This is a genomic window from Sandarakinorhabdus sp. DWP1-3-1, assembly GCF_049896705.1.
Taxonomy (GTDB): Bacteria; Pseudomonadota; Alphaproteobacteria; order Sphingomonadales; family Sphingomonadaceae; genus Sandarakinorhabdus.
In genome coordinates, this window is record NZ_JAFCUV010000002.1 from 803,606 (window position 1) to 821,968 (window position 18,363).

An 18,363-nucleotide genomic window follows, 5' to 3' on the forward strand; every position below is an offset into this window, starting at 1 on the left:
CCTCCTCCCCCTCAGGGGGTAGGCGACTCGGCGCGGCCGAGCGGGTGGGGGTCGATCCATGTCGCCGCAAAAGACCCCGGCCCACACTTGCTCCAGCCCACGACGGTTCCCTTTGCGCCGCTGCGCCTATACACCCTCCGCAACCAAGGAGGCCGCACCCCCATGAAACTCATCATCGGAACCCGCACCCTGTCGTCCTGGTCGCTGCGCGGCTGGCTGGCGGCGAAACAGTCGGGGCTGCCCTTCGCCGTCGAATGCCGCGAGATGGACACGCCCGAATGGCAGGGTGGCGAGGCGAAAAAGGACCTGCCCTCGGGCAAGGTGCCGCTGCTCATCGACGGCACGACGCCCGTATGGGACAGCATGGCGATCATCCTGTGGCTGTCGGACAAGGGCGGCCATGATCGCTACTGGCCGCGCGAATGGCCGGCACGGGCGCTGGCCTATGCGATGACGGCGGAAATGCACTCGGGCTTCCCGGCGCTGCGCCAGGCCTGCCCGATGAACCTGCAGTCGGCGTTTCCGGATTTCGAGGCGAGCGACGCGGTCAAGGCCGATGTCGCCCGCATCGACGCGCTGTGGACCGACGCGCGGGAACGCTTCGGCAGCGATACCGACCTGCCCTGGCTGTTCGGGCCGTTCGGCGCCGCCGACATCATGTTCGCGCCGGTGGTGTATCGCATCCATCACTATCACCTGGCCGTATCGCCGACGGCGCGCGCCTATGTCGATGCGATGCTGGCGCACCCCTGGCTGCAGGAATGGAACGCCGACGCGCATCTGGAAACGCTGCGCTACGACCTCTACCCCGTGCCGGGCGGCGTGCCGGCGTAACTTGACGTCCCGCTGCGACGCATTAGCGTCCGCCGCAACGAAACCGGAGACCTTGATGCGATCCTTGCTTTGCGCTGCCGCCATCTTGCTGGCCGCGGTCCCGGCCATGGCGGCCGAGCCGCAGTTCTCCGCCGACCGGCTGAAGGCCGATGTCGGCTTCATGGCCGATGACCTGCTCGAAGGTCGCGACACCGGCAGCCGCGGCCACGAGATCGCCGCTGCCTTCGTCGCCGCCGAATTCGCCAAGGCCGGGTTGCAGCCCGCCGGCAGGAACGGCTGGTATACGCCCCTGACCTTCCCCGCCGCGCGGCTCGCCTCGGGCAAGGTCACCATCACCGGCGGCGGTGCCCCGGCGGATTTCGCCCATGGCGGCGAAACCATCGTCTATCCGCTGCTCGCCCACCCGACCGGCGAGGTTACCGCGCCTTTGGTCTTCGTCGGCTTCGGCATCGACGCGCCGAAACAGGGCTTCGACGACTACAAGGGCCTCGATGTCCGCGGCAAGATCGTCGTCATGCTCAACGGCATCCCCAACGGCCCGCCCAACGAGGTGCTGGCGCATCTGGCGCGGCAGAAATCGGCGATGGCGGTGGCGCGCGGCGCCGTCGGCGTCATCGCGGTCAACACGCTGCGCGGCATCCGTCAGTACGGCTGGGCGCGCCGGCTCGAAACCGCCAACGAACCCGACCTGACCTGGCTGCAGTCCGACGGCAAGCCGTTCGACGACGGCGCCGCCTTGCGTGGCCGCGCCATGGCCAGCCCGGCGGCCGCGGAACGCATCTTTGCCGGCGCAAAACAATCGCTCGCCGCCGTGCTGGCGCTCGCCGACACGATGGGCGGCCGGCCCAGGGGCTTTGCCCTCGCCACCAGCGCCCGCATCGAATCGCGATCGACCGAGTCGCGCATCACCAGCCCCCAGGTCGTCGGGCGCCTGCCCGGCAGCGACCCGGCGCTGGCCGCCGAACATGTCGTGCTGATGGCCCACCTCGACCATATCGGCACCTCGGCCGACAAGAAGGGCGACAAGATCAACAACGGCGCGCTCGACAATGCCGCCGGCGTCGCGGTGATGCTGGAGGTGGCGCGCGCCTTCCAGACCAGTGGCGCGCCGAAGCGGTCGATGCTGTTCGTCGCCAATACGGCGGAAGAAAAGGGCCTGCTCGGCGCCGAGGGCTTTGCCGCCGATCCGGGCATCCCGGCCGAAAGGATCGTCGCCGCCGTCGATCTCGACATGCCGCTGCTGCTCTACAATTTCTCCGATGTCATCGCCTTTGGCGGCGACCACACGACGATGGGCCCGGTCATTGCCGACGCGGTCAAGGCCGCCGGCGTCAGCCTGTCGCCCGACCCGATGCCCGCCGAAACCATCTTCGTGCGGTCGGATCACTATGCCTTCGTCAAGCGCGGCGTGCCGGCGATCATGCTCGCCACCGGCTTCGGCAATGGCGGCGACAAGATCTGGGAAAGCTTCCTCAGGACCGACTATCACCAGCCCAGCGACGACATGAAGCTGCCGATCGACTGGGCCGCCGGCGCCAAGTTCGCCCGCGTCAACTACCTCATCGCCCGCCAGATCGCCGACGGTGCCGACCGGCCGCGCTGGTACCAGGGCGATTATTTCGGCGCGACCTTTGCGCCGAACGCGCCAAAGGCACCACGCAGCGGGGGCAAATGACGATGGCGACCGGCAAATGGACCCGCGGCATCGCCCGGGCGACGATCGTGGCGGCGGCGCTGGTGCTGCTGGCCGGGCCGTTCATCAAGTTCGGCGTGCTCGGCTGGCAGGCGGGCCTCGGCCTGTTCGTCCTGGCGGCATTGCTCGCCGGGCTGGGCGGCATCTTCTGCCTGGTCATGCTGGTCCGCCGCCGCGGCAATGTGCTGACGGTGCTGGCGGCCGCCGCCGGCCTTGCCGCCATCGTCATCCCGGCGGCGATCGTCGCTGAGGGCCGCCGCGTGCCGCCGATCAACGACATTACCACCGATACCGCCAACCCGCCGGCGTTCGAGGCGATCACCGCCGCGATGCGCGGCCCCGGCACCGCGCCGCTGGCCTATGACCCCAGCTTTGCCGCGCTGCAGGCGGCCGGCTATCCACGGCTGCAGGCGCTGACCGTCACTGATGCCCCCGACGCCGCCTTCGACAAGGCGCTCGGCGCCGCCAGGGCGATGGGTTGGGCGATCATCGCCAGCGACGCCGCCAGCGGCCGCATCGAGGCGACCGACACCGTGCCGTGGTGGGGTTTCCACGACGATATCGTCGTGCGCCTGACCCCCGCCGACGCCGGCACCCGCATCGACGTGCGGTCGAAATCGCGCGTGGGCAAGGGCGATCTCGGCGTCAACGCCAAGCGCATCGGCGACTATTACGCCAAGATCGGCGGGCAGTGACCGATACGATTGCGCCGGACACCCTGGCGCTGGCGCACGCGCTGATCCGCTGCGCCAGCGTGACCCCCGCCGACGCCGGCGCACAGGACGTGCTGGCGGCGGCGCTGGCGGGCCTCGGCTTCACCGTCCATCGCCTGCGCTTCGGCGATGCCCCCGATGGCCCTGTCGACAATCTGTTCGCCACCATCGGCAGCGGCCACCCGCATTTCGCCTTTGCCGGCCATACCGATGTCGTGCCGGTGGGCGATGCGACGGGCTGGAGCGTCGACCCCTTCGCCGGCCATGTCGCCGACGGCCGGCTGGTCGGGCGCGGCGCCAACGACATGAAGGGTGCCATCGCCGCCTTCGTCACCGCCGCCGGCCGTCATGTCGCGCGCGGCTTCACCGGCCGCCTGTCGCTGGTCATCACCGGCGACGAGGAGGGGCCGGCGACCTGGGGCACGGTGAAGATGCTCGACTGGCTGGAGGATACCGGCCTCGTCCCCGACCTCTGCCTCGTCGGCGAACCGACCTCGGCCCAGCGGCTCGGCGACATGATCAAGGTCGGCCGCCGTGGCTCGCTCAACGCCTGGATCACCGTCAACGGCGCCCAGGGCCATGTCGCCTATCCGCACCGCGCCGACAATCCGGTCACCCGTCTGGTCGCCATCCTTGCCGAGCTGAAATCGCGCGGCCTCGACCATGGCACCGACTGGTTCGACGCGTCGAACCTCGAAGTCACCGACATCGCCGTCGGCAATCCGGCGACCAACATGATCCCGGCCCAGGCCCATGCCCGGCTCAACATCCGCTTCAACGACGGCCATAGCGGCGCGGCGCTCGAGGCCTGGATTCGCGCCACCGTCGCCGCCCATGCGCCGGCCGCCGATGTGGTGGTGAAGATCTCGGGTGAAGCCTTCCTGACCGAACCCGGCGCCTTTTCCGCCGATATCGCCGCGGCGGTGACGGCGGTGACCGGCCTGGTCCCCGAATTGTCGACCAGCGGCGGCACGTCCGACGCGCGCTTCATCCGGCGGCTGTGCCCGGTGGTCGAATTCGGCCTGCCCGGCGCGACGATGCACAAGACCGACGAGAGCGTCGCGGTCGCAGACCTCGCCGCGCTCGCCGACATCTATGCCGGGGTGCTGGAAAGGGTGCTGCCGAACTGACGGGGCCAGGGGCCCGAAAGCCTCACGCCGGCGGCAGCGCATCCCCCTGGTAGCGGTTCTCGAGGAATTTCCCCTGAACCAGCAGCGCATCGCGGTCCGCCGATGCCAGCTCGTCCGACGCCCGGCCCAGTTCGGCCTCGACGACCTTCAACCCCTCGATCAGCGTGGTCTCGATCGTCCGCCCGTCGCTGTCGATCGTGCGGGCGCGCTGGTCGGCGGGGATGCGGGTGTAGCGTTCGACGAGCTCGGGCAGATGCTTGCCGAGCAGCCGCGACAGGTCCTGCGCCACCGGGTCGGCCGGGCCGACCTGCGCCAGCTGGCCCTCCAGCGTCGCCAGCTTGGCGGCGATGGCGTCGACCTGCGGTGCCGCCAGGCGCGGCAGGTCGTTGCGCCGGCGGTCGAGCCAGCGCTCGGTGACGGCGGGCAGTGCCGCCGCCGGGGCGTCGGTCAGGTTGCGCGGCTCGGGCGGCTCGCCGACCGAAATCGCCGCCGCCATCACCGCCATGCTGCCGAACAGGATGGCGAGGATCAGCACCGTTGTGCCGATGCCGCCGCTGATCAGGCCCCAGGTGATCAGCGACACGATGATCAGCGCCGCGGTCAACGTGGCCCGTTTCACCCGCCGGCCGAACCGTTCCGCGGTGCGCTGGCGCCGACGGGCACGTACGCGCTGCGCCGCCTCGCCGGCCGACAGCCGCGCCAGCCGTTCCTCGTTGCGCGCGATGATCTCGCCGGGGTCCGCCACCTTAGCTCAGCGCCTCGAACGGCGACGCGCTGTTCTCCAGCTTGGCCTGGTTGGCGCCTTCGGCGCGCGCGATGTAGCCGCGGCTCTTCTCGACTTCCGTCGTCAGCGTGTTGACCGTCGTCTTCATCGATTCGAGCGCCTGCAGCTTGAACGTGTCGATGGCGTCCATGGTCTGGTAGACGTTCTGGAAGGCGCGCTGCAGCGTCTCGATCGGGATGGTGCTGCTCGCGGCCTGGCTGTGAATGGCGGCGGTGTTGGTCTTCAGCAATTCGCCCGTCGAATCGATCATGTTGGCGGTGGTGGTGTTCAGCGCACCGATCTGTTCGAGCACCATCTTCTGGTTGGTCATCGCCTCGGCCACCGTCACGGCGGTGCGCAGCGCGGCGACGGTCGTGGTGCTGGCGCGGTCGACGCCCTTCACCAGCTCGATATTGTTCTTCTTCACAAGGTCGAGCGCCAGATAGCCCTGCACGCTGACCGCCTGTTGCGTCAGCAGGTCGGTGGTGCGCTGGCGGACATGGAACAGTGCCGATTCGCGGATCGCCTTAGCCTTGGCGGGGTCGCTGTAGTCGAGCTCCTGCGCCTTCACTTCCAGGCGGGAATCCAGCGTCTTGGAGACATGGACCATCTGCTCCAGCTTGCCCATGGCGTTCCACAAATTCGCCCGCTCCTGGTCGATCGCGGCATTGTCGTGCAGCAGCTCGTCCTTGCCGTCCTTCAACCGGCCGAGGATCGCCGAGATATGCGTCTGCGCCGACTTGTAGCTGTCGAAATAGCCGCGCAGCTTGTTGCCGCCGAACGGGATCAGCCCGAACAGCTTTTTCTTGGTCGTCATGTCGCCGCGCCGCGACGGGTCGAGGTCCTCGATGGTGGCGCGCAGCGCGGTCAGGTCGGCGCCGATGCCGCTTTCCTTGTCCATCGCGCGCACCGGGCGGTCGAGGAAGCGATTGGATTGCCCGGCCGCCGACGCGATCTCCGTGGCGCCGAGATTGGCCAGCTTGTCGATCTCCTTGCCGAACTCGGGGCTCGACGCATCCTGGGCAAGCAACTTGTCGATATAGCTGTCGACGCGGGCCTCCAGTTCACTGACCTGTTCGGTCTTCAGCGGTACCAGCCCGGCGGCCTTGGCCGGGGCGATTGCGGCGACCGGTGCCGGCGCCTCCAGCGTAATTGCCGGTTCGGTTGCAGTCATCGTCGGTTTGCCAGCCATCTTCGTCCCTTTTCGCAGGTCTGCCATCCTTAGCAGGTCACTGCCGCTTCCTCCACTGTGTTAGGATGCTGGGACGCTTTATCAAGGGGTGGCTTCACGTCGAGATCGGTGACGGTGACGCACATCTCGGTCTGGGTGACCATGCCGGCGGTGGTCAGGAAGGCGATGTCGGCGGCGTCGCGGCCATGGGCGATGCGGACCATGCCGCCGATCGGTGCCAGCCGGGTCGGATCGACCAGCCACCAGCCGCCGTCGAGGAAGACCTCGAACACGGCATGGAAATCGGGCGGGTCGAGCGCCAGCGCATAGGCGGCGACGGCGCGCGCCGGAATCCCGGCGGCGCGGCACAGCGTCAGCCCGAGATGGGTGAAATCGCGGCAGACGCCGGCGCGATCGATGAAGGTATCGGCGGCGCTGGTGGTGCCGGTCGACACGCCATGGACATAGTCGAGGTTGACGTGCAGCCAGTCGAGGATGGCCAGCGCCCGCGCCCCGCCCGGCTGCAGATGGCCGAATTCGCGCGCCGCAAAGCGCAGGAACTGGTCGACCGGGCAATAGCGGCTGGGCAGCAGATAGGGCAGCACGGCGACCGGCAGCTGCGACCAGGGCGCCACCTGCAGGGTCGGCGGCAGCTCCAGCCGCGGCGCGATGCGGACGACGGCGCGGTATTCGAGCGTCACCCGGCCATTGAGCGGCCCGCGCAGCAACCGGGCGCCGCTGACGGGATCGGTCGATTCGGCGAGCCTGATACCGTCCGACAGGGACAGGGTTTCGCTCTCGACGATCTGCCCCGGCGCATGGGCGGCAAGAATCGCGGCAATGGTTTCAGTGGGTTCAGGGAAATCATAGGCAAGACGGGACTGGACCTGAACGCGCACGCAAAACTCCTGGTTGGCACCTGCGCTATGAACGCGCCGGATGGCGGATCGTTTCGCATGGAATCGCGTCGGGGGGGTGACAATATTCGCGTGGCGCGACGGACCGGCGACGCCTAACCGATCAACCGCTCCACGACATCGTGAAACCGCTTCACGCCCTGCTCCAACCCGCCGAGCAGCACATGGTCGACCGCCCCCGACGCCAGCCCCTGCTGGCCGAGCGCGGCGGCGCGGAAATCCTCCGCGCCGAACACGCCCTGGTCGAGCAATTTCCAGCTTTTTGCCCAGTGCGCCTCGGCCTTGGGCGTCGCCGGCGGTTCGGGGATCAGCATGAAATCCTCGACGATCGTCCGATCGACCGCCCGCGGCATCAGCGTCATGATGTTGATATAGTCGGGCGACGCGACGACGATCGTCGCCGGCACCAGCGTATAGGCAAAGGTCATGGTGCGGCGCAGCTCCGCCATGCTGTCCACGTCGACATCACCCTCCAGCGCCGACAGCCGCGCCACCAGCGACCGGCTGTGCGGGCCGATCTCGTCGCCGCTGGTGACCCCATCCTGGAAATAGGGCGCGATCGTCGCCGCGTGCAGGCGGACGACGTGGTAGCTTTCGCTGAAGGCGTCGACGATCAGTTTCCAGTTGGCGGCGACATCGTGGCTGGCGCGGGCATAGAGATGCTGGCCGCCGAAATCGAGCGCGTCGAAATCGGCCGCCAGCGGGCCCTGGGCGAGCCCGAAATCATAGCTGCGGCTGCGGTCGAGCCCGGCCCAGATCAGCCCGCCGGCCTCGACGCTGGGCATCTCGACGAGGCCACGTTCTGCCTTGTCGAGGCCCGGGAAGGTCTCGGCGCGCGGCAGGCCCTTGAGCCGGCCGTCCAGCGCATAGGTCCAGGCGTGATAGGGGCAGACCAGCGCCGGGCCATGCGCCAGCGCGCAGCCCTCCACCAGCCGCGTGCCGCGATGCCGGCAGACGTTGAGGAACACCCGCGCCACGCCCTTGCCGTCACGGGCGATCAGCAGGGGGATGCCGAAGCCGTCATGGGTGATGCTGGTGTTCGGCCCGGGCAGCAGCGCCGACGGCCCCAGGATCACCGGATGGACGCGGAACAGCCGGTCCTGCTCGCGGGCAAAGCGATCGGGGCACGTATAGACGCTGGCCGGCAGGGTCGTCGTTCGCGCCGGCGCCGGGCGCTGCGCCGCCGCCGGGATCGATCGTGCCAGGGCGAGCTGGCCGGGGGTCGGCCGACGGAAGGGGACGTGCAGGTCCATGCCGCCATGCTACGCCGTTTTGGCCCCGCGGCAAACTGCCGACGATCGGGACCGGCCCGGCGCGTTGCCGAACCGAACGAGGCTTCACATCGGCGAAGGGCGCATTACAATGGCGCATATGCTGCATTCGTGGGGATCAAGACCGACCGACCCTGCGGGGCCGGAGTCCATCCCCATCGCTGTCCGGATTGCGCCTGGCGCGACCGTTCCTTCCGCCGGAACCGCCACCCTATGAACCTTTCCAAGGATCCCGGCCCCGACGGCAGGCTGACGGCGGGCATGCTGCGCGGCCGCCCGGTCGGCTATGTCCTCGCCGTCGCATCGGTGGTGCTGGCACTGGGTATCCGTATCCTGGTCGGCGACGCCTTTCCGGCCGGCTTTCCGTTCCTGACGTTCTTTCCGGCGATCATCATCATCAGCTACCTGGCCGGCGTCGGCCCGGGCATCCTGACGACGGTGCTGTCGCTGCTGTCGGCCTGGTTCGTGCTGATCGCGCCCTATTATTCGTTCCGGATCGTCGACGGCACGGTGATGCCGCTGCTGTTCTTCGTCGGCGTCGCCGGCATCGACATCACGCTCATCGCCATCATGCAGGACGCGCTCGATCGCCTGTCGGAGGAACGGCGGCTGACGGCGCGGCTCTATGACCAGCAATTGAGCCTGTTTGCCGAGCTGCAGCACCGCGTCGCCAACAACATGGCCTTCATCTCGGGGCTGCTGCGGCTGCAGAAACGCCGCATCGCCGCGGAGCCGGCCAGCGTCGCGAGCGCCTTCGACGAGGCCGTGCAGCGCATCGGGACGATGAGCCGCGTGCACCGCCGCCTCTATGATCCCGCCGCCGCCAATCGCGCGCTCGGCGGCCATCTTCAGGCGATGTGCGATGAACTCGTCGGCCTGACCGGCATGGCGCACATCCAGGTTCGGGTCGACGTCCCCGATCTGCAGATCGCGCTGCCGCAGCTGCTGCCGCTGTCGCTCGTGGTCGCCGAAACCGTCACCAATTCGCTGAAGCACGGTTTTGCCGGGCGGGATCATGGCCGCATCACCATCACCAGCGAAACCGGCGCCGATGGCGCGGTGATGTTCGTCATCCGCGACAATGGCGTCGGCCTGCCCGATGGCTTTGCCCTGTCGCAGAGCAGCGGCCTCGGCATACGCATCGTCGACGGCCTGGTGCGCCAGATCGGCGGCACCATCGCCACCGCCGCCGAAGGCGGCACGGTCACCCGGATCACGCTGCCGGCGATGGCATCCGACAATGCCCCCGAGGCCGACGTCGAGACCGGGCGTGACAGGCTCGGCGCGGCGGTTACAAGGATGGCATGACCGATCAGCTTGCCGCCGCCGACTGGCGCAATTCGCTTCCCGGGTGGATCCGCCCCTATTTCGAAACCGGGCCCGTCGGCTGCCTGCTACTCGGCATGGCGTCGGGATTCCCGATCGCGATGATCGCCGCCACGCTGACGACGCGGCTTGCGGAAAGCGGCATCGAGAAAAAGACGGTGACGGCCTTTGCGCTGGCGCTGCTGATGTACAATCTGAAGCTGCTGTGGGCACCGGTCATCGATCGCTGGCGGCTGCCGGTGCTGGCGCGGCTTGTCGGCCACCGTCGCGCCTGGCTGCTGGTGACGGCGCTGGGCGTCATGGCGGCGGTCAGCTGGCTGGGCGTCGCCGATCCGGTTGTCGACATCGGCATGGTCGTCGCGGCGGCGGTCGCGGTCGGCTTTGCCGGCGCCAGCTTCGACATCGTCATCGATGCCTATCGCATCGAGAACCTGACACCCGAACAGCTCGGCACCGGGTCGGGCATGACCCAATATGGCTGGCGGCTCGGCAATGCGCTCGCCGCCTCGACCGTGCTGGTGCTCGCCGGCCGCGTCGGCTGGTCGGCCGCCTATGTGACGGCGACGCTGTTCGTCCTGCCGGCGCTGGCGGCGGCACTGCTGCTCGGCGAACCGGCGCGCCAGCCGATCGTCGGCGCCGCCAAGCGCGGCTGGGCGGCCGTCAAGGATGCCGTGGTGGCGCCGCTCGGCGATTTCCTGCGGCGCCAGGGTGCCGGGCTGACGTTGCTGTTCATCCTGTTCCACAAGATCGGCGATACCGTCGCCAACCTGTCGCTCCGCCTGCTGTTCGCCGACCTGGGCTTCAGCAAGGACGAGATCGCCGGCTATGACGTCGGCATCGGCTTTGTCGCGCTGCTGGTCGGCATCTTCGTCGGCGGGCTGCTCTACAAGGCGATGGGCATGAAGGCGGCGGTGCTGGCCAGCCTCGTGCTGATGGCGGTGTCGAACCTGGGCTTTGCCGTGCTGGCCATGGCCGGGCATTCCAATGCCGTGATGGCGACCGTCATCGCGTTCGAAAATTTCAGCAGCGGGTTCGGCGGCGTCGCCGTCGGTGCCTATTTCGCCGCGCTTTGCGACCATCGCTTCACCGCGACGCAATTCGCGCTGGTGTCGGCGGCGGCGTCGGTCGTCGGGCGGACGTTCAGCGCGTCGACCGCCGGCGGGCTGATCGAGGCGATGGGTTATGTCGATTTCTACCTGCTGACGACGGTGCTGGCGCTGCCCGGCATCCTGATCTTCCTCTACATGATGCGCGCCGGGCTGGTCGACGATGCGCTGCCGCCGGCGTTGCGTCCCGCATGATCCCGCCTGTAATATTTCGGCGCTAAGGGTCGGCGCGACGCGCAGCCCGGCGCGTGTGGAGTATCTCATGGGTCTTGCTCTCAGCCGCCCGACGGCCGTCACCGCCCATCGGCTCGCCCCCTGCATCCACCGCGTCGGCCAGCTCGACGTCCGGCTGGCGGTGTCGGACGAGGAAATCGCCGCCGCCCAGGCGCTGCGCTACCAGATCTTCTACGACGAAATGGGCGCGACCCCGACCGCCGCCATGGCCCGGCAGCGCCGCGACATCGATGATTATGACGCGGTCTGCGACCATCTTCTCGTCGTCGACCATGGCCCCGATGGCCGCCCGCATGTCGTCGGCACCTATCGCCTGCTGCGCCAGGACGTGGCGGAACGGCACCGCGGCTTCTATTCCGGCGCGGAATACGACCTTTCCCGCTTGATCGCGCACTCAAGCGAAAACGGGCAATTGCTCGAGCTCGGCCGCAGCTGCGTTGCCCCGGCCTGGCGCAACAATGCCACCATCACGCTGCTGTGGCGCGGCATCGCCGCCTATCTGCAGGCGCATCGCATCGGCCACATGTTCGGCTGCGCCTCGCTCCACGGCGCCGATCCGCTACTGCATAGTGCTGAATTGTCGTATCTTTATCACCATCACCTGGCCCCGCCGGAACTCCGCGCCCGCGCCCACGACAGCAATCACGTGCCGATGGACCGCCTGCCGGCCGCGATGATCGACCCGCGCCTCGCCGCCCGCGCGCTGCCGCCGCTTATCAAGGGCTATCTGCGCGTCGGCGCCATGGTCGGCGACGGCGGTTTCGTCGACCGGCAGTTCAACACCGTCGATGTTTTCGTCGTGATGCCGGTCGATCGCATCACCAGCCGCTATGCGGCGCGCTTCGGCGGCGCCAACGACGCGGTGTAAGGCGCACCTCTAGCGACTGTCACCCCGGCGCAGGCCGGGGCCCATGAACCACCGGCCGTGGCCACCCGGGTACCAACAGCCGGTGGGCCATGGGTCCCGGCCTGCGCCGGGATGACACGACGGACAGGGCGCGCGATACTGCGCCGGCAACATCACGAGTCTCAACCCATGCCCAAACCCATGCGCATCGACTTCGTCTCCGATGTCGTCTGCCCCTGGTGCGTCATCGGCCTCAAGGCGCTCGAGCAGGCGCTGGCCAATGCGAACGACGTCGTCACCCCGGAAATCCACTTCCAGCCGTTCGAACTCAACCCCGAAATGCCCCGCGCCGGCCAGAATGTCGCCGAACATATCGCCCAGAAATACGGCGCCGACCCCGAACGCTCGCGCGGCACCCGCGATCTCATCCGCAGCACCGCCGAAAATCTGGGTTTCGCCATGAACACCGGCCCCGACAGCCGCATCTGGAACACCTTCGACTGCCACCGCCTGCTGCACTGGGCGGGGGAAGAGGGGCACCAGGCCGAACTGAAAATGGCGCTGTTCACCATCCATTTCAGCGAAGGTCGCGACCTTTCGGATCCGCAGGTGCTGGTCGACGCCGCACAAGCCGCCGGCCTCGACCCCGAAACCGCGCGCGAAGTGCTCGAAACCGGTCGCTATATCGACGATGTCCGCCGCGACGAACGCCATTGGCGCGAACAGGGCATCACCGCGGTGCCGGCGATCATCATCGACGGCAAGTATCTGATCAGCGGCGGACAACCGGTGGCGGCCTTCGAAAAGGCGATCCGCAGCATCGCGGCGGAGGGATAGGCCGCCCCAACCAACCCGTCATCCCCACCTGCAGGGATGACGACAACGCCTTTGCCCTACTCTGCCGCCAGCGCCTGCTCCTCCGCGGCCTCGGCCTGCTGCAGCGTCCACATCTCGGCATAGGCCCCGCCAGCCTGCAGCAGCGCCTCGTGGCGCCCGCGCTCGACGATTCGCCCGGCCGACATCACCAATATCTCCTCGGCGTCGGTGATCGTCGACAGCCGATGCGCGATGACCAGCGTCGTCCGGCTCTGCGAAACCGTCCCCAAGGCCGACTGGATGTCCGCCTCCGTCGCTGAATCCAGCGCACTCGTCGCCTCGTCGAGGATCAATATCGCCGGATCCTTCAGGATGGTGCGGGCGATCGCCACCCGCTGCTTCTCCCCGCCCGACAGTTTCAGGCCGCGTTCCCCCACCTGCGTCGCATAGCCATCGGGCAGCGACAGGATGAAATCATGGATCGCCGCCCCCCGCGCCGCCGCCTCGATCTCGTCCTGGCTGGCGCCGGGCCGGCCATAGGCGATGTTGTAGCCTATGCTGTCGTTGAACAGCACGGTATCCTGCGGCACGATCCCGATCGACCGGCGCAGCGAATCCTGGGTCACCTCGGCGATATTCTGCCCGTCGATGGTCACCGCACCCGACTGGATGTCGTAGAAACGGTACAGGATCCGGCTCAACGTCGACTTGCCGGCCCCCGAATGGCCGACCACGGCCAGCTTGTGCCCCGGCGGAATCTCGAACGACACGTCGTGGAGGATCTGCCGCCGCGCGTCATAGCCGAACTCGACATGCGAAAACCGCACATGGCCGCCCGTCACCACCAGCGCCGGCGCATCGGGAACATCGGCAATTTCCTGCGGCGTATCGATCAGCCCGAACATCGCCTCCATGTCGATCAGGCCCTGCTTGATCTCGCGATAGACCATGCCGAGCATGTCGAGCGGCCGGAACAGCTGCGCCAGCAGGGTATTGACCAGCACCACGTCACCGACGGTGAAGCGCCCCTGGTGCCAGCCCCACACGGTATAGCCCATGGCGCCGGCCATCATCAGGTTGGTGATGACCGACTGGCCGATGTTCAGCCAGGCCAGCGACACCTCGTTCTTGGTCGCGGCATCGGTATAGCGCTTGATGGCGAGGCCATAGTTGCGGTTCTCGTGGGCCTCCGCATTGAAATATTTCACCGTCTCATAGTTGAGCAGCGAGTCGACCGCCCGCGCCACCGCCTTGTTGTCGCTGTCGACCATCTCGCGGCGCAGCTTCGACCGCCAGTCGGTGACCTTTTGCGTGTACCAGATATAGGCGACGACCATCACCAGCACGGCGCCGACCATCAGCGGGCCCAGCTTGATCCAGAAGATCACGCATACCGCGGTCAGCTCGAACACCGTCGGGAAGATGTTGAACAGGATGAAATACAGCATCGTGTCGATGCTCTTGGTACCGCGTTCGACGACGCGGGTCAGCGATCCGGTGCGGCGTTCGAGGTGGAATCGCAAGCTGAGCCGATGGATATGGGCGAAGACGTCCTGCGAAAGCCGCCGCGCCGCGGTCTGGCCGACCCGTTCGAAGATCGCATTGCGCAGATTGTCGAACAACACCCCGCCGAACCGCGCCAGCGAATAGGCCGCGACCAGCGCGACCGCGATCTGGATACCGTCGGGAACCCCGGCCGCCATGCGGTCGATGGCGCCCTTGAAGGCGAACGGCATCACCAGGGATGTCGACTTGGCCAGCAGCACCAGCAGCATGGCGATGACCACCCGCGCCCGCAGCGCCGGCTCCGCCCTCGGCCAGAGATAGGGGAGAAAGCGGCGGAGCGTGCCGAAATCGGCCTTGCCCTGCGGCGCCGCCGTGTTGTGGGCCATGGATTGCATCGCGCCAATGTGGCGACGCCGGTGCCACGGTGCAATCGGAACCGATGCCTCACCCCGCACGTTCATATCGGTAACGAAAGGGCGAGCAATGCTTACGGGTGCGATCGTGATGGTTTTGCTGGGTTGCGCCGACGATGGCGAGGCCTGCCAGCGCGTCGGTACCTTGCCGGCGACCTATGCCAGCGTCGCCGCCTGCAATGCCGCCATGGCGCAGCAGCTGCCCCAGCAGAACAATGTCGACTGGCCGGTGATTGCCGCGCGTTGCGAAACCGCCCAGCCGAGCGTGCAGGTCGCCTCGCGCTAACCGCCCGGCGAGTCGTGCCAGCCTTGCGCCGGCCGCACGCGCCCCCCATGGTCCGCCAATGCCCCGTCGCCCGCCACCACCGCACCCCGGCCTGCCCACCCGCCAGGCCATTCTCGACTTCATTCGCAGCCAGCCGGCCAGCGTCGGCAAGCGTGAAATCGCCCGCGCCTTCGGCCTCCACGCCCAGGACAAGATCGCGCTGAAGGGCCTGCTCAAGGAAATGCAGGACGCCGGCGAGCTCGAACAGGGCCCCGGACGGACGCTGCACAAGGGTGGCGGCCTGCCGAAAGTCACCGTTATCCGCATCATCGAGGCCGGCGACGAGGGCCCGATCGCCATTCCCGACCGCTGGGACCAGCCGACGCCGCCGCCGCGCATCCGGCTGATCGAGGCCCGCAAGCGCGCCGCCTTCGGGGTCGGCGACCGCTTGCTGGCCCGCATCGAGGAACAGGGCAGCGGTTATGGTGCCTTCCCGATGAAGGCGCTGGCCAAGACCGAGGAGTTCGTCCTCGGCATTTTGCGCAAGGAAGCACTCGGCTACCGCCTCGTTCCCGTCGACAAGCGCGCCCGCAGCGACCTGGCCGTGTCCGAAATCGGCGATGCCGCCCCCGGCGACCTCGTGCTCGCCGAACCCGGCGGCCGCCCGCCGCGCCAATATGCCCGCGTCGTGGAGGTGCTCGGCGACCCGTTCGCGCCGCGATCCTTCTCGCTGATCGCCATCCACGCCAAGGGCATCCCGCACCGTTTCGACGAGATCACCCTCGAACAGGCCGAAACCGTCGCCCGGCAACCGCTCGGCGAGCGCGAGGACCTGCGTGCACTGCCGTTCCTGACCATCGATCCGGCCGATGCCCGCGACCATGACGATGCCGTCTGGGCGGCACCGGACCCCGACAACGAGGGGCATTTCAACGCCATCGTCGCCATCGCCGATGTCAGCTTCTACGTCCGCCCGGGCACCAGCCTCGACCGTTCGGCCCGCCAGCGCGGCAACAGCGTCTATTTTCCCGACCGTGTCGTCCCCATGCTGCCCGAAACCCTGTCGGCCGACGTCTGCTCGCTGGTCGAGGCACAGGACCGCGGCGTGCTTGCCTGCCACCTGCACATCGATCCGCAAGGCAAGGTCTTGCGCCAGCACTTCACCCGCGCCGTCATCCGCTGCGTCACCAACATCGCCTATGAGGAAGCCCAGGCCAGCATCGACAGCCAGTCGGGCGACTATCTCGCTATCCTCAACGACCTATGGGCCGCCTGGGGCGCGCTCGCCAGGGCTCGTGACGCCCGCGAGCCGCTGGCGCTCGACCTGCCCGAACGCCGCGTCAGCCTCGATGCGGAGGGCCGCATCGCCGCCATCGAGCTGCGCGAGCACCTGACGGCGCACCGGTTGATCGAGGATTTCATGATCGCCGCCAATGTCGCCGCCGCCAAGGCGCTGGAGGTGAAGAAATCGCCGTGCATGTACCGCGATCATGAAGCGCCGGGCCGCGAAAAGCTGATCGCGTTGAAGGACTATATGGAAACCTTCGGCCAGAACTTCGCCATGGGCCAGGTCATCAAGCCCGCCACCTTCAACCGCCTGATCGAGCGGGTAAAGGGTGAGGAATACAGCGAACAGGTCATGGAGCAGATCCTGCGCACCCAGACCCAGGCCTACTACAGTCCCGAGAACAAGGGCCATTTCGGCCTGTCGCTGGGCAGCTACGCGCATTTCACCTCGCCGATCCGCCGCTATGCCGACCTTGTCGTCCACCGCGCGCTGGTGAGCGCCTACAAGCTCGGCGACGGCGGGCTGGGGGAGGGCGATGCCGCCGCGATGGGCAAGACCGCCGACCATGTCAGCATGACCGAGCGCCGCGCCATGGAGGCCGAACGCGACACCACCGATCGTTATGTCGCCGCCTTCCTGTCGACGCGGGTGGGGGAGGTGCTGCCGACCCGTATCACCGGCGTCGCCAAGTTCGGCTTCTTCGCCCAGGTGGTGGGCCTGGGCGGCGATGGCCTGGTGCCGGTATCGACGCTGGGCGACGAACGCTTCGTCTATGACGATGCGACGCGCGTCCTCGAAGGCATCGAGACCGGCACCCGCTACACCGCCGGGATGCGGCTGGAGTTGCGCCTGGCGGAAGCCAATCCGATTACCGGCGCGCTGCGCTTCGAGCTGCCGCTCGGCGAAGGCCAGCAGCCGTTCCGGCGTGATCGGGTCCGCACCGGTCGCCGCGCCGGGCAATCGCGCGTGCCCAGCGGCGTCCGGCGTGGCGGGCGGCGGTAGTCGGCGCATCGCCAGCAGTTGGCCCATTACGCCGGGTTAACTAAATACTGTCGAAATATTTTACATCCGTTGCGACGGCCTAAATCCTCAAGTCTTGAATTTCAGTTGTTTGACCTGTCCCGACGGATTGGCCCAAATTTTGCATTGATACCGATAGGTCGCTCATTTGTTGCCGAAAGCCAAATATAGCTCGGCAGCGTAACAAGTGAGGATGCGTGTTATGGTTGCTCAACGTGTTGTTTTGGCATTGGCCGTGTCGGCTGCGTTTCTGGCAAGTGCTGCCCAGGCCGCAATCGTTCGTGTCGACGCCGACGACTTCATTGCCGGCTCGGGGGTCATCACCTTCAGCGAATTTGCCGGCGGGACCGAGAACCCGGTCTATACGCCCGCCAGTTACGGCGGCGGAGCCGGGTCGCCCAATGTCAGCTTCGCCGGCTTCTTCACCGGCCAGTCGCTCAGCGCCACGCCCGGCGTCGATTGCCCGGGTGCTGCGGCCAGCGCCTGTGTCGTCGGCAACCCCACCGGACCGCTGTCGCTCGACCTCGCGTCGCCGGTAACCTTCATCACCGGCGACGGTGCCAATCCGACCTCGCCGGTCCTGTCGGGCTCACCGACCTTCAATGGCCCGATCGCCGTGCTGTTCGACACCGATCAGGTCGGCGTCGGTTTCGATGGCGGCTTCTTCAACGCCATCGGCAGCACCGGCATAACCGCCTTCGACCGCAACGGGAACCTGCTCGGCACCGTCAGCAACCTCGGCACCGGCATCGAGTTCCTCGGCCTGGTCGCGGCCGACGGCACGCCGCAGATCGCCGGCGTGTTCCTCGATCTCGTCGGCTCCGAACCGGCCGGTTTCGCCATCGACAACCTGCGCTTCGGCATCCGCGGGCAGGTCGTCATTCCCGGCGTTCCCGAGCCGGGCAGCTGGGCCATGCTCATCGCAGGCTTCGGCCTGACGGGCGCTGTCCTGCGGCGGCGGCGCATGCCGCTCGTCACAGCCTAGCGCGACTCTTCGGCGCGGTTGCGGGACCCCCCGTTCGCCACCGCGCCGATCGACCGGCGCACGTT

The 18,363-nt window shown here is 67.8% G+C and carries 16 protein-coding genes; 11 read left to right on the forward strand and 5 right to left on the reverse strand.

Features of this window, described 5'->3' with window-relative positions; all coding sequences use genetic code 11:
• The first annotated feature begins 162 nt into the window (after positions 1-162).
• From ACP7AI_RS13375 to dapE, 4 genes are read left to right on the forward strand one after another with little or no spacing between them, the layout of a single operon-like run.
• Positions 163-834, forward strand: a complete 672-nt coding sequence (locus tag ACP7AI_RS13375) for a glutathione S-transferase (RefSeq protein ID WP_426168136.1) — start codon at positions 163-165, stop codon at positions 832-834.
• 55 nt (positions 835-889) lie between these two features.
• Entirely contained in the window at positions 890-2,509 is a 1,620-nt protein-coding gene (locus ACP7AI_RS13380) for a M28 family metallopeptidase (protein WP_426168138.1), read from the forward strand.
• Positions 2,506-3,222: a DUF1499 domain-containing protein gene (locus ACP7AI_RS13385; RefSeq protein ID WP_426168141.1), complete on the forward strand. Its 717-nt coding sequence runs from the start codon at positions 2,506-2,508 to the stop codon at positions 3,220-3,222. Before ACP7AI_RS13380 ends, ACP7AI_RS13385 begins: the two co-directional genes overlap by 4 nt.
• On the forward strand, positions 3,219-4,370 hold the full coding sequence (gene dapE, locus ACP7AI_RS13390) for a succinyl-diaminopimelate desuccinylase (protein WP_426168143.1): 1,152 nt from the start codon (positions 3,219-3,221) through the stop codon (positions 4,368-4,370). Before ACP7AI_RS13385 ends, dapE begins: the two co-directional genes overlap by 4 nt.
• A gap of 22 nt (positions 4,371-4,392) precedes the next feature.
• Here dapE and ACP7AI_RS13395 read toward each other — a convergent pair whose 3' ends face one another.
• From ACP7AI_RS13395 to ACP7AI_RS13410, 4 genes are all read right to left on the reverse strand, one after another.
• Positions 4,393-5,115: a hypothetical protein gene (locus tag ACP7AI_RS13395; protein WP_426168146.1), complete on the reverse strand. Its 723-nt coding sequence runs from the start codon at positions 5,113-5,115 to the stop codon at positions 4,393-4,395.
• 1 nt (position 5,116) lies between these two features.
• Positions 5,117-6,325, reverse strand: coding sequence for a toxic anion resistance protein (locus tag ACP7AI_RS13400; protein WP_426168149.1), 1,209 nt, complete (start codon positions 6,323-6,325; stop codon positions 5,117-5,119).
• A 29-nt stretch (positions 6,326-6,354) separates the two neighbouring features.
• Positions 6,355-7,203, reverse strand: a complete 849-nt coding sequence (locus ACP7AI_RS13405; RefSeq protein ID WP_426168152.1) for a transglutaminase-like domain-containing protein — start codon at positions 7,201-7,203, stop codon at positions 6,355-6,357.
• A gap of 113 nt (positions 7,204-7,316) precedes the next feature.
• On the reverse strand, positions 7,317-8,474 hold the full coding sequence (locus ACP7AI_RS13410) for an aromatic ring-hydroxylating oxygenase subunit alpha (RefSeq protein WP_426168154.1): 1,158 nt from the start codon (positions 8,472-8,474) through the stop codon (positions 7,317-7,319).
• A gap of 231 nt (positions 8,475-8,705) precedes the next feature.
• Between ACP7AI_RS13410 and ACP7AI_RS13415 the strand changes: the two genes are divergently transcribed.
• The 4 genes from ACP7AI_RS13415 to ACP7AI_RS13430 all read left to right on the forward strand — a co-directional run bounded on the left by ACP7AI_RS13415 (position 8,706) and on the right by ACP7AI_RS13430 (position 12,842).
• The gene (locus ACP7AI_RS13415; protein WP_426168156.1) at positions 8,706-9,800 is read left to right on the forward strand and encodes a sensor histidine kinase; all 1,095 of its coding nucleotides are present in this window, start codon (positions 8,706-8,708) and stop codon (positions 9,798-9,800) included.
• On the forward strand, positions 9,797-11,119 hold the full coding sequence (locus ACP7AI_RS13420; RefSeq protein ID WP_426168158.1) for an AmpG family muropeptide MFS transporter: 1,323 nt from the start codon (positions 9,797-9,799) through the stop codon (positions 11,117-11,119). The genes ACP7AI_RS13415 and ACP7AI_RS13420 overlap by 4 nt, the downstream gene beginning before the upstream one ends.
• A gap of 67 nt (positions 11,120-11,186) precedes the next feature.
• A complete protein-coding gene (locus tag ACP7AI_RS13425) occupies positions 11,187-12,026 on the forward strand; it encodes a GNAT family N-acetyltransferase (RefSeq protein WP_426168161.1) in 840 nt (279 codons plus the stop codon).
• Positions 12,027-12,194: 168 nt separating this feature from the next.
• The gene (locus ACP7AI_RS13430; protein WP_426168164.1) at positions 12,195-12,842 is read left to right on the forward strand and encodes a DsbA family oxidoreductase; all 648 of its coding nucleotides are present in this window, start codon (positions 12,195-12,197) and stop codon (positions 12,840-12,842) included.
• Between the two features lie 56 nt (positions 12,843-12,898).
• On the opposite strand, the gene ACP7AI_RS13435 is transcribed toward ACP7AI_RS13430, so the two are convergent.
• The gene (locus ACP7AI_RS13435; protein WP_426168167.1) at positions 12,899-14,722 is read right to left on the reverse strand and encodes an ABCB family ABC transporter ATP-binding protein/permease; all 1,824 of its coding nucleotides are present in this window, start codon (positions 14,720-14,722) and stop codon (positions 12,899-12,901) included.
• 106 nt (positions 14,723-14,828) lie between these two features.
• Between ACP7AI_RS13435 and ACP7AI_RS13440 the strand changes: the two genes are divergently transcribed.
• From ACP7AI_RS13440 to ACP7AI_RS13450, 3 genes are all read left to right on the forward strand, one after another.
• Positions 14,829-15,026, forward strand: a complete 198-nt coding sequence (locus ACP7AI_RS13440; protein ID WP_426168170.1) for a hypothetical protein — start codon at positions 14,829-14,831, stop codon at positions 15,024-15,026.
• 58 nt (positions 15,027-15,084) lie between these two features.
• A complete protein-coding gene (locus ACP7AI_RS13445; protein ID WP_426168173.1) occupies positions 15,085-17,295 on the forward strand; it encodes a ribonuclease R family protein in 2,211 nt (736 codons plus the stop codon).
• A 253-nt stretch (positions 17,296-17,548) separates the two neighbouring features.
• The gene (locus ACP7AI_RS13450) at positions 17,549-18,298 is read left to right on the forward strand and encodes a PEPxxWA-CTERM sorting domain-containing protein (RefSeq protein WP_426168175.1); all 750 of its coding nucleotides are present in this window, start codon (positions 17,549-17,551) and stop codon (positions 18,296-18,298) included.
• Positions 18,299-18,363: the final 65 nt, after the last annotated feature.

Bases quoted from the DNA above. Each gene is read 5' to 3' on its own strand.
- ACP7AI_RS13375 (WP_426168136.1), top strand. From the start codon at position 163: ATGAAACTCATCATCGGAACCCGCACCCTGTCGTCCTGGTCGCTGCGC.
- ACP7AI_RS13380 (WP_426168138.1), top strand. From the start codon at position 890: ATGCGATCCTTGCTTTGCGCTGCCGCCATCTTGCTGGCCGCGGTCCCG.
- ACP7AI_RS13385 (WP_426168141.1), top strand. From the start codon at position 2,506: ATGACGATGGCGACCGGCAAATGGACCCGCGGCATCGCCCGGGCGACG.
- ACP7AI_RS13400 (WP_426168149.1), bottom strand. From the start codon at position 6,325: ATGGCTGGCAAACCGACGATGACTGCAACCGAACCGGCAATTACGCTG.
- ACP7AI_RS13410 (WP_426168154.1), bottom strand. From the start codon at position 8,474: ATGGACCTGCACGTCCCCTTCCGTCGGCCGACCCCCGGCCAGCTCGCC.
- ACP7AI_RS13415 (WP_426168156.1), top strand. From the start codon at position 8,706: ATGAACCTTTCCAAGGATCCCGGCCCCGACGGCAGGCTGACGGCGGGC.
- ACP7AI_RS13420 (WP_426168158.1), top strand. From the start codon at position 9,797: ATGACCGATCAGCTTGCCGCCGCCGACTGGCGCAATTCGCTTCCCGGG.
- ACP7AI_RS13425 (WP_426168161.1), top strand. From the start codon at position 11,187: ATGGGTCTTGCTCTCAGCCGCCCGACGGCCGTCACCGCCCATCGGCTC.
- ACP7AI_RS13430 (WP_426168164.1), top strand. From the start codon at position 12,195: ATGCCCAAACCCATGCGCATCGACTTCGTCTCCGATGTCGTCTGCCCC.
- ACP7AI_RS13435 (WP_426168167.1), bottom strand. From the start codon at position 14,722: ATGCAATCCATGGCCCACAACACGGCGGCGCCGCAGGGCAAGGCCGAT.
- ACP7AI_RS13445 (WP_426168173.1), top strand. From the start codon at position 15,085: ATGCCCCGTCGCCCGCCACCACCGCACCCCGGCCTGCCCACCCGCCAG.